We start from the raw sequence: 9574 nt of genomic DNA on the forward strand, positions 1-9574 counted from the left end.
GCCGAGGCCCGGCTTGCGCCGGGCCTCGTCGCTTGGCGGGAGGGGGAGGACGAGAATAGGCTTCTGCTCCTATTCTCCGCCGCCAAGCGAATGGATGTAGACCGCCAGTTCCTTGACCTTGGTCTCGCCGAGGCGCGCGCCCCAGGCCGGCATCACGCCCTGTTTCGGCGCGGTGACCTGGGCGGCGATGGCCGCTTCGCCTGACCCGTAGAGCCAGATGGCGTCGGTCAGATCTGGAGCGCCGAGTTCCTTGTTGCCTTTTGCATTGTCGCCGTGACAGGCCACGCAATTTTCGGCGAAGACCTTGGCGCCGGGCGCGACCAACGATTGATCGCCGACAGTGCCGGACAGGCTGGCAACGTAGGTGCTGACCTGTTTGATCTGATCGGCGGTGATGATGTCGCCAAAGGCCGGCATTTCCGACAGGCGCGTAGCCGGGTCGGAGGCGAAGCGGATGCCATGAGCGATCGTCTGCTGGATCTGGTCCACCTCGCCGCCCCACAGCCAGTCGTCGTCATTTAGGTTCGGAAAGCCCTTGGACCCCTGGGCGCCGGAACCGTGGCACTGCACGCAATTGACCTTGAACGCGGCGGCGCCGGCAGCGACGGCGAATTCGCGCAGCGTGTCATCCGCAGCAATCTCCGAAACACTTTTCGACTCTATTGCGGCGACATATTTGCCCTTTGCCGCTTCGGCCGCGGATAACTCGTTCTTGACTTCGTTGCGGCTGGAATAGCCAAGTACGCCCTTTGTCGCGGAGTGCAACAGCGGCCATGCCGGGTAGGCAATTGTGTAACCGATCGCCCAGACTATGGTCATGTAGAAGGTGATGACCCACCAGCGCGGGAGCGGGTTGTTGAGCTCGCGAATGCCGTCCCACTCATGACCGGTCGTCGAGATGCCGGAAACCTCGTCAATGTGATCGCTGCTCATGATCAGTCCTCCTTCAGAGGAATTTGAGCTGCTTCGCCGGCTTGCCTGCGGCTGCCGGGGCGAAGTGCAAAGGCAACGGATCCGATGAAGAAAAGAGCGATGGCAAGCAGGCCCCAGCTGTCAGCAAACTCCCGCATGAAATTGTACGTCATCGCCATTGTCCTCAGCGGTAGCCGGCGGTCTCATCGTAGTTCTTGAAATCGACAAGCGTGCCGAGCATCTGGAGATAAGAAACCAGGGCGTCCATTTCGGTGACTTGCTGCGGATCACCGTCGAAATCGCCGATCCTGGCCTTGGGGTAGCGGGCCTCGAGGCCGGACGTGTCGGCATTGGGATCAGCCTGCGCCATCAAATCAGCATTGGCGTTAGCGACCATGTCGTCGGAGTAGGGAACGCCGACGCGCCTGTTGGCAACCAGATGCGTCGAGAAATCCTTCACCGCGATCGGCGTATCCTTCAGAAAGCCATAGCTCGGCATGATGGATTCCGGCACCACGGAACGAGGGTCCGTGAGGTGCTCGACATGCCAAAGATTTGAGTAGCGATCGCCAACCCGAGCGAGGTCCGGTCCAGTGCGCTTCGATCCCCACTGGAAGGGATGATCATACATCGACTCGGCCGCCAGGCTGTAATGCCCATAGCGCTCGACCTCGTCACGGAACGGGCGGATCATCTGGCTATGGCAGAGATAGCATCCCTCACGCACATAGATGTTGCGCCCGACGAGTTCGAGCGGCGAGTAGGGCCGCATGCCTTCGACCTTCTCGATCGTGTTGTCGAGATAGAAGAGCGGCGCGATCTCGACGATGCCGCCGATTGTCACGACCAGCAGCGACCCGAGGAGAAGAAGTGTAGCGTTCTTCTCGATGACCGCGTGTCTGTTCATCAACCTCATTTTCTGTCTCATCATCGCGCAAGCTGGAGGGCGGGAACGGAGCCGGGCATCGGATCCTCCTCGCGCCGGTAGCCAAGGATGGTCATGGCGATGTTCCAGGCCATGATCAGGGCGCCGGACAGGTACATGGCTCCGCCGATGGCGCGCATGATGTAGTAGGGGTGCATGGCGGCCACGGTTTCGGCGAAGGAGTAGACTAGGAAGCCCTGCTCGTCGTATTCGCGCCACATCAGGCCCTGCATGATGCCCGATACCCACATCACCGCGGCGTAGACGACGATTCCGAGGGTCGCCAGCCAGAAGTGCCAGGTGACGAGCCGCAGCGAATAGAGCCGCTGGCGGTTCCAGAGCTTCGGCACCATGTAGTAGAGCGCGCCGAACGAGATCATGCCGACCCAGCCGAGTGCGCCCGAATGAACGTGGCCAATGGTCCAGTCGGTGTAGTGGCTAAGAGAATTGACCGTCTTGATCGACATCATCGGGCCTTCGAAGGTCGACATGCCGTAGAAGGCGATGGCCATCACCATCATGCGGATGATCGGATCGGTGCGGAGCTTGTCCCAGGCGCCGGACAGCGTCATCAGGCCGTTGATCATGCCGCCCCATGACGGCATCCACAGCATGATCGAAAACACCATGCCGAGCGTCTGCGCCCAGTCGGGCAAAGCGGTGTAGTGCAGGTGATGCGGCCCGGCCCAGATGTAGAGAAAGATGATTGCCCAGAAATGGACGATCGACAGGCGGTAGGAATAGACCGGCCGGTTCGCCTGCTTGGGCACGAAATAATACATCATGCCGAGAAAGCCGGCGGTCAGAAAGAAGCCCACGGCGTTGTGGCCATACCACCATTGCGTCAGAGCGTCCTGGACCCCGGAGAAAGCCGAATAGCTCTTCGAGCCCAGGTAGGAGGCGGGCATGGAGAGGTTGTTGACCACATGCAGCATCGCGATGGTCACGATGAAGGACAGGTAGAACCAGTTGGCGACGTAGATATGCGGTTCCTTGCGCTTCAGGATCGTGCCGAGGAACAGGATGAGATAGGCGACCCAGACGATGGTCAGCCAGATGTCCACATACCATTCGGGCTCGGCGTATTCGCGGCTCTCCGTGATGCCGAGCAGGTATCCGGTTGCGGCCATGACGATGAAGAGCTGGTAGCCCCAGAACACGAACCAGCCGAGATCGCCGCCGAACAGCCGGGCGCGGCAGGTGCGTTGCACGACGTATAGTGACGTGCAAAGCAATGCGTTGCCGCCGAAAGCGAAGACGACTCCCGACGTGTGAAGCGGGCGCAGGCGACCGAAGTTGAACCAGGGCTGGATGTTGAGATCGGGGTAGGCAAGCTGCAGCGCGATGACCACGCCGACCAGCATGCCGACGACACCCCAGAACATGGTGGCGATGGCGCCATAGCGGATTGGCCCGTCCATGTAAGCGGACGGGTCGATCGGCGCGGCAGGCTTGAACTCAGTGTTGCGCAACAGGATCGCAGTGAAGCCAGCCAAGGCGAAGAACAAGACCCACATATGCTGGCGAAAGGGTTCATCCACCCCAGCGCCAGCGGCCACCAAAGCCGCGAATGCGAACAGGCTTAGAAGCACGATTTCTTTGCCGAATTTCATCGCAAGCCCCGATTTCCAATTCCGGCGGATGCCAAACCGCGGTGCCTTATTGCGCAGCCGTCGCCTGCTCGCCCTGATCCATGTCAGAGCCGCACCATTTTGCTTGGAGCAGCATCGAGTTCGGTGCGATCAGACTGTGCCGAATGTGGAAGTGCAGCAGCGGCCGCCGGTTTATGGACAGGCCCGGCGTCCCCAGTTGGGGCCCGGGTATGGAGGCGATCGCGGGCGTGTGGGCAAACGCACCTTCTGTGACGCTGGTAAGCAGGCCGATGCCTTACCGAACGTCGATCGTTTCAATGCTTTGGAACAGCCAGCGCCAGCGTTGCGCTGCCTTCGTTACATTTATGGTTTGGACGGCGATTTTCGCCTGCGTATGAGGCATATTGACTTCGGCCAAGTGTGGATGCTTCGCCGACGCATACGAACGGGCTGTCGCTACGCGATTTCTTCTGAGCCCAACGCGAGCATGCCCTGCCCCGAATGGAGTAAATGGCGTGGGCCATGCAGCTTCGTGTCATTCAAACGGCTGTTGCGCCTCGGCCGCCGCAGCGCCGTTCCAGCCGGCTCATGCTGTCCACGGTGACGCGGCGGTTGTTCTCGATCCGAATCACGCCGTCCATTCTCAGGCTGGTCAGCTGACGGCTCACGGTCTCGTTTGTGATTCCAAGGAAATCAGAGATGTCGGCACGCGTCATCGGCAGCTCGAAGCACGCCGACCTAGCCGCCGGGTCAACATTGGAGTCGATGTTCCGGGCAATCATGAGGAGAAAGCTCGCCACCTTCTCTGGTGCGGTCTTGCGCCCCAGAGTCACCATCCATTCGCGGGCCTCGTCAAGTTCGTTCAGCGCCTGCTTGAGCAGGCGATGCACAAATTCCGGTGACTGCTTCATCATCCGTTCGATGGCCGCTCTCGGAAACGAGCATAGCGAGACAGCTGTTGCCGCTTCCGCATTGATCGCACTTTTCATCTTGAAGGGCCGTCCCAGAAAATCCGGCGCGAACTGGAGACCGACGATCTGCTGGCGGCCGTCCGAAAGGCCCTTCGTGAGCTTCACCACGCCTGAAAGCACGTTTGAATAACAGTCGACCGCCTCGGCGTCGCCGATCAGTTCGACCCCCGGCTCGATATTGTGCCGCGACGACGTCTTGGCGAGCTGAGCCAAATCGTCTGGCTCGAGCGCGCCACAGACACCGCGGCGCCGTGCCTCGCAAGGCAGGCAAAGAACGGGAATGCCGGAACTGTGAATATCCTGCCGTAATGTCATTCGATCGCTCTACCGGTCCAGTGCGGGCAGGATAGCAATCCACGGTAGAAAAATCCTTGCGGCAGTTTGTCCGTGCTGAAGGTTGATCGAAATCAGGGCTTAGGCTCATCCAAGCATCCACAGTTCGGGCGACGCAAACACGGTGGACCACGACATGCGACAAAAGCTAGCTGCCAGACTTGGCGAGAACGTCCCGCGCTATACCAGTTATCCGACTGCGCCCCATTTCCATGCGGGGGTCGATGCCGTCGTTTGCCGAGGCTGGTTGGAGGCGCTCGAAGGTGGTGACGAGATATCGCTTTACCTGCATATTCCCTATTGCGACAGGCTCTGCTGGTTCTGCGCGTGCCATACCAAACAGACGCGCGACTACGAGCCGGTGGCCGCTTATCTGCGCTCGCTGTATGCGGAGATCGCGACGGTTGGCGGCCTTGTTGCCGGCAAGGGGCGAGTTCGCGCGGTTCATTTCGGCGGCGGTTCCCCCACGATGCTGGAGCCCGTGGACATCATGATGCTGGGCACGGTGCTGCGGGACAATTTCGATTTTCTTGGCGGTGCGACGATCAGTGTCGAGGTCGATCCGAACGATACGGACGAGGCCCGCCTCGATGCGCTTGCCGAAACCGGCATGACCCGTGCGAGCCTCGGCGTCCAGGACTTCGATCCGAAGGTTCAGAAGACAATCAACCGCGAGCAGAGCTTTTTGCAGACGAAACTCGTAGTCGATGGCGTTCGTTCGCGCGGCGTTGAATCCGTCAATCTCGATCTGCTCTATGGCCTGCCACACCAGACCAGGGAGAGCGTCTCTTCCACGGTCGCGCAGGCGTTGACGTTGGAGCCGAATAGGATAGCCCTTTTTGGCTATGCTCATGTGCCGTGGTTCAAGAAACATCAGACCATGATTGATGAGGCCTGGTTGCCAGGGCCGGAGGAGCGGTTTGCCCAATCACAACTGGCAGCCCACGCTATTCTTGACCAAGGATACCAAGCAATCGGGCTCGACCATTTCGCCAAACCAGGCGATGCTCTGGCCCTTGCCGCCCGCGCCGGAACACTGCACCGGAACTTTCAGGGTTACACTGACGATTGCTGCGAAACCTTAATCGGGCTCGGCCCGTCATCCATCAGCCAGTTTCGCCAGGGCTACGTCCAAAACATGGCCTGGACCGCCGAGTACGGACGCATGGTCGCGGATGGCGGGCTGGCCGCTGTTCGGGGTATCGCGCTTTCGGACGACGATCGGCTCCGTGGCTGGATCATCGAGCGGCTGATGTGCGACTTCGCCTTCTCGGCGATCGATCTGGTGGAACGCTTCGGCGAAGCCGGCCAGAGGCTCCTCCTTCAGTCGAGTTCCATGGCCCTCCACGATGCGGTTCGATTGCTTGAACTTGATGGCGACAGATTCGTTGTGCCGGCTGAAAGTCGCCCTTTCGTCCGAAGCATCGCGGCCAGGTTCGACAAATATTTCGAAACTGGAACGGCCAGGCACTCGGCGGCAGTGTGAGCACCGCAGAGGAACGGTCATGGCTCTCACTCGATCGTGGACCGCGGTACGTTTGTTGATCGGCGACCGTCGTATCGAGACAAGATTCGGAGCGGACCAGACGCGTCTTGGCGCAGCGACGATATCGTCCGCTCGAGCCCTGCCTGTCAGATCATGGTTGTCGGCGACAGCTCCCTTCGACCTGAACCACCCGTTCACCCGAATTCTGCCGGCGCAGTTCTAGTGGAAAGGGCCTGGCTTAGACGGCTCTCTTGTTACCCCAGAGCACAACGTGCAGCTGCGGTAGCACGCGGGCCTCGAACCATCTGTCGCGGGTCACGCTGTCAACCAGCCACTCCATCCGCTTCAATATTCCGTCAAGGTCGACAGGCGCGTCATCATTTGTGGGGTGTGGCGGCGTGTGATTGCCGGGCTGCAGATAGATCGGAAGTTGCGGAAATTGCGCAGCGGCGTCTTTCGCGTAGGTGTAGTCCCTCTCGTCGAAAACAATGAGCTTGAGCACGACTTGGGGCTTGCCTTGTGCCGCCTGGAGGCACGCCTCGACAGCGGCCCAATCTGTCGTCATTTGGCTTGACGGCGGCTTTGGGCTGAGGATCAGCACGTCAAGCCGCTCAAACCAGTCCCTGGCAAGCGACCCTTGGGTTTCCAGGGCAAAACGGTAACCGTCACCATGGCCCCGGTCGATGAGCGCGCCGAGCGGCTGGATGGCCGGATTGCCGCCTGATAGCGACACCATCAGCGGGCGGCCACCGGAAAGGGCAAGCACATTTTTCCACACCGCGCCAACGGACATCATCTCCCATTCATGGCGGAATTGATTGTCCACAGCATGGAGGCTGTCGCACCAGGAACAGCGATAGTCACACCCGCCGGTTCTGACGAAGATCGTCGGCAAACCTATGAGCACGCCCTCGCCCTGGATCGTCGGCCCGAAAATCTCGCTAACGCGGATTGCGGGATGAGTATTCGTCATGGCCGGTATTCCGCCCAGGTTTTCGGCGTTTCGCTCACCCGCACGGCCGCGGTTTCGCTCAGGCGTGCCTTGCACCAGTCGTAGAAATGTCTGGCCAGATATTCCGCCGTGACTTGCTCGTGTCCCAGCACGTCGTTGAGATGTCGATGGTCGAAGCTCTCGTCGATGTAGCGTTTGAATGGCGCCAAGTCGTGGTAGTCGCGCACGAAGCCGTGATCGTCCAGTCCATCCGCTGAAAGCTCCACTTCGACGATGTAGTTATGTCCGTGCAGGCGCGCGCATTGGTGATCGGGTGGCAATGAGGTGAGCTGATGCGAGGCTGAGAAGTGGAATTCCTTGGTGATGCGGAACATTACGCGGTGGTCCTTCGCAGCGCTCCGAGCCAGAAGTCGGAGTCCTCATACTCGGTTGGGTCCGGGTGCCCAGCGATGTGAAACGCCTCACGCCGCTCGACGCAGGTCCCGCACCTCCCGCAATGACGCTCGGCGCCCTTGTAACAGGACCAGGTCTGCGCAAACGGCGTGCCGTATGTGGCTCCATCCGTAACAATGTCCGCCTTCGTCAGGTTCACATAGGGTGCATAAAGGCGAATCTGCGCGTAGCCGTCGAGCGCGTGGTCCTGCATCATCTGGAAAGCGTCGATGAAGGCCGGACGGCAATCGGGATAGACAACGTGATCCCCACCATGCACGGCCGTCGCCACTGCGTCAGCGTCTTGCGCTGCGGCGAGGCCGAAGGCAATGGCCAACATGATGGCGTTCCGGTTGGGCACCACCGTTATCTTCATCGTGTCTTCGGCATAGTGCCCGTCGGGCACGTCCACATTGTCGGTCAGCGCGGAGCCGGAAAGGCCGCCGCCGATCTCGTGGATATCGATGATTCGCTGCGGGACACTCAGGCGCTCCGCGCAAAGGGTGGCGAAGCCCAATTCCTTCCTATGCCGTTGGCCGTAATCGAACGATAGCAGGCCGGTAAGCTGGTGCTCCGCTGCTACCTTGTGGGCAAGAGTAACGGAATCCAATCCGCCGGAGCAGACGACGAGAGTCTTCATCGTTGGGTCCTTTAACCGGGTAGGCTGCGACCGGAGATTTCTCTGCGCTCCAGTACTTCAGGAAAACCCTTTTGTGAAGTGAACGGAGACCAATTCGTGCGCTTGCGTGCGATGCGCAAAAAAGCCTTCGCGGTGAGCTGCAAGGACACGGACTGGCGAGACGTCACCCTTCCGCGGAATGCTCAAAGTCGAACGCTTCTCGGGGACAAAGTTCTCGACGAGCAGAGCCTGGCGGGCCCGAGCGCCGAGCGACGCCATTGCAACGGTTTCGGGGTACAAAGCCGAGATGGGCTTGCCGCAAACAGCTCACTTACCAGGGATGTTCAGCGATGCCGAAATCCAGATATCGGGATGGATTATGAGATCAATTGTCGCGACAGCTTTGGCTGGCCTGCTCCTCGCGTTTCGTAGATACAGCGCATTCCACTTCAGGATCATTTTGATGAGCACGCCCTCAATGGATGACCGGCGAACCCTGAGTAACCGGTCGTGAGCCGACATCTGTGAACAAGCGGTGTGGTCGATTGCAATCACCCATGTCTTGCGCACAGGTACCTTATGGCAGTGGATGAACTGAACTTGATGGTTTTACACATGGCAGTCGAAAGCGTCCGCTCGCTCTCGTTGAGCTTCGCTGAAAAAGCCGCCGAGATAGCCACCAGGAGCCGCGGCATCCTGCTTTTCGACGTGCGGATCGACGGTGACGCGCAGGTCCAGCGGGTCGCAGCCATCCGATATCACGGCGGCCAATTCGGCGTGCTGGCGTTAGACGGACACGGCCTAGTTACCCACTATTGCATCGTTAACGGTATGTTCTCACATTACATTGCGGCCTTGGAGAGCTGGCACAGGATGCCCCTGTCGATGCAGGCCAAGATGGATGCCAACGGCAATGCCCGTCTCTTCGTAGCGGCGTTGCGGGATGCCGGACATATGCTGGGCACCTAGCATTTGGCCAGAATGCATCTCTGAATTTGCAAGTGCATCATTGCGATGGCGCCGGCATGATCGTCATGCTCGAAAAGGGCTGCGGCGGCCGCGGCAAAGCGGTCGCCGCGATGATGGTGTCAACGGCGTTGCATCGATGCGAGCGTTTAGAATAGAACAGAGGTCTCCTCCTGGCATCGAGCGCATGCAAGGAGCTACGCAAGCGCAAATGTATCAAGTATTTTGAAGGGACGACCCCTCATGCATATGTTAGCTGCGATGCACGGGCGGCATAAGCCTCGTTGCCATCTAGAGCGGTTCGCATTTAGGTTGACTTGTAGCCTGCGCTTTCGATGTAGTTGTTGCATTCGTTTGGGGTGACGTCGTCGAGGGTGCTGGCGATG

At 59.7% G+C, this 9574-nt stretch carries 10 protein-coding genes; 2 read left to right on the top strand and 8 right to left on the bottom strand.

Features of this window, described 5'->3' with window-relative positions; all coding sequences use genetic code 11:
- Positions 1-69: 69 nt before the first annotated feature.
- The 5 genes from ccoP to NKI38_RS02710 form a co-directional block, all read right to left on the bottom strand.
- On the bottom strand, positions 70-933 hold the full coding sequence (ccoP, locus tag NKI38_RS02690; protein ID WP_023809313.1) for a cytochrome-c oxidase, cbb3-type subunit III: 864 nt from the start codon (positions 931-933) through the stop codon (positions 70-72).
- 2 nt (positions 934-935) lie between these two features.
- A complete protein-coding gene (locus NKI38_RS02695) occupies positions 936-1085 on the bottom strand; it encodes a CcoQ/FixQ family Cbb3-type cytochrome c oxidase assembly chaperone (protein ID WP_023735812.1) in 150 nt (49 codons plus the stop codon).
- Between the two features lie 11 nt (positions 1086-1096).
- A complete protein-coding gene (ccoO, locus tag NKI38_RS02700; protein WP_023735813.1) occupies positions 1097-1828 on the bottom strand; it encodes a cytochrome-c oxidase, cbb3-type subunit II in 732 nt (243 codons plus the stop codon).
- Positions 1829-1839: 11 nt separating this feature from the next.
- Positions 1840-3450 carry a cytochrome-c oxidase, cbb3-type subunit I gene (gene ccoN, locus NKI38_RS02705; protein WP_352654547.1) on the bottom strand — a complete coding sequence of 537 codons (1611 nt, stop codon included), beginning with the start codon at positions 3448-3450 and terminating at the stop codon, positions 1840-1842.
- A gap of 518 nt (positions 3451-3968) precedes the next feature.
- Positions 3969-4715 carry a Crp/Fnr family transcriptional regulator gene (locus tag NKI38_RS02710; RefSeq protein WP_352654549.1) on the bottom strand — a complete coding sequence of 249 codons (747 nt, stop codon included), beginning with the start codon at positions 4713-4715 and terminating at the stop codon, positions 3969-3971.
- Positions 4716-4869: 154 nt separating this feature from the next.
- Between NKI38_RS02710 and hemN the strand changes: the two genes are divergently transcribed.
- A complete protein-coding gene (hemN, locus tag NKI38_RS02715; RefSeq protein WP_352654551.1) occupies positions 4870-6219 on the top strand; it encodes an oxygen-independent coproporphyrinogen III oxidase in 1350 nt (449 codons plus the stop codon).
- A 238-nt stretch (positions 6220-6457) separates the two neighbouring features.
- Here the strand turns inward: hemN and queE are convergent, their stop codons facing one another.
- From queE to queC, 3 genes are read right to left on the bottom strand one after another with little or no spacing between them, the layout of a single operon-like run.
- The gene (queE, locus tag NKI38_RS02720) at positions 6458-7192 is read right to left on the bottom strand and encodes a 7-carboxy-7-deazaguanine synthase QueE (protein ID WP_352654553.1); all 735 of its coding nucleotides are present in this window, start codon (positions 7190-7192) and stop codon (positions 6458-6460) included.
- Positions 7189-7545: a 6-carboxytetrahydropterin synthase QueD gene (gene queD / locus NKI38_RS02725; protein WP_023673552.1), complete on the bottom strand. Its 357-nt coding sequence runs from the start codon at positions 7543-7545 to the stop codon at positions 7189-7191. Before queD ends, queE begins: the two co-directional genes overlap by 4 nt.
- Positions 7545-8243, bottom strand: a complete 699-nt coding sequence (gene queC, locus NKI38_RS02730) for a 7-cyano-7-deazaguanine synthase QueC (RefSeq protein ID WP_352515443.1) — start codon at positions 8241-8243, stop codon at positions 7545-7547. The genes queD and queC overlap by 1 nt, the downstream gene beginning before the upstream one ends.
- 558 nt (positions 8244-8801) lie before the next feature.
- On the opposite strand from queC, the gene NKI38_RS02735 reads away from it, so the two are divergent.
- On the top strand, positions 8802-9191 hold the full coding sequence (locus NKI38_RS02735) for a hypothetical protein (RefSeq protein WP_352654555.1): 390 nt from the start codon (positions 8802-8804) through the stop codon (positions 9189-9191).
- Positions 9192-9574 lie beyond the last annotated feature (383 nt).

This window comes from Mesorhizobium sp. M0621 (assembly GCF_040320745.1).
In the GTDB taxonomy this organism is placed as follows: Bacteria; Pseudomonadota; Alphaproteobacteria; order Rhizobiales; family Rhizobiaceae; genus Mesorhizobium.

Bases quoted from the DNA above. Each gene is read 5' to 3' on its own strand.
- ccoP (WP_023809313.1), bottom strand. From the start codon at position 933: ATGAGCAGCGATCACATTGACGAGGTTTCCGGCATCTCGACGACCGGT.
- NKI38_RS02695 (WP_023735812.1), bottom strand. From the start codon at position 1,085: ATGACGTACAATTTCATGCGGGAGTTTGCTGACAGCTGGGGCCTGCTT.
- ccoO (WP_023735813.1), bottom strand. From the start codon at position 1,828: ATGAGGTTGATGAACAGACACGCGGTCATCGAGAAGAACGCTACACTT.
- ccoN (WP_352654547.1), bottom strand. From the start codon at position 3,450: ATGAAATTCGGCAAAGAAATCGTGCTTCTAAGCCTGTTCGCATTCGCG.
- NKI38_RS02710 (WP_352654549.1), bottom strand. From the start codon at position 4,715: ATGACATTACGGCAGGATATTCACAGTTCCGGCATTCCCGTTCTTTGC.
- hemN (WP_352654551.1), top strand. From the start codon at position 4,870: ATGCGACAAAAGCTAGCTGCCAGACTTGGCGAGAACGTCCCGCGCTAT.
- queE (WP_352654553.1), bottom strand. From the start codon at position 7,192: ATGACGAATACTCATCCCGCAATCCGCGTTAGCGAGATTTTCGGGCCG.
- queD (WP_023673552.1), bottom strand. From the start codon at position 7,545: ATGTTCCGCATCACCAAGGAATTCCACTTCTCAGCCTCGCATCAGCTC.
- queC (WP_352515443.1), bottom strand. From the start codon at position 8,243: ATGAAGACTCTCGTCGTCTGCTCCGGCGGATTGGATTCCGTTACTCTT.
- NKI38_RS02735 (WP_352654555.1), top strand. From the start codon at position 8,802: ATGGCAGTGGATGAACTGAACTTGATGGTTTTACACATGGCAGTCGAA.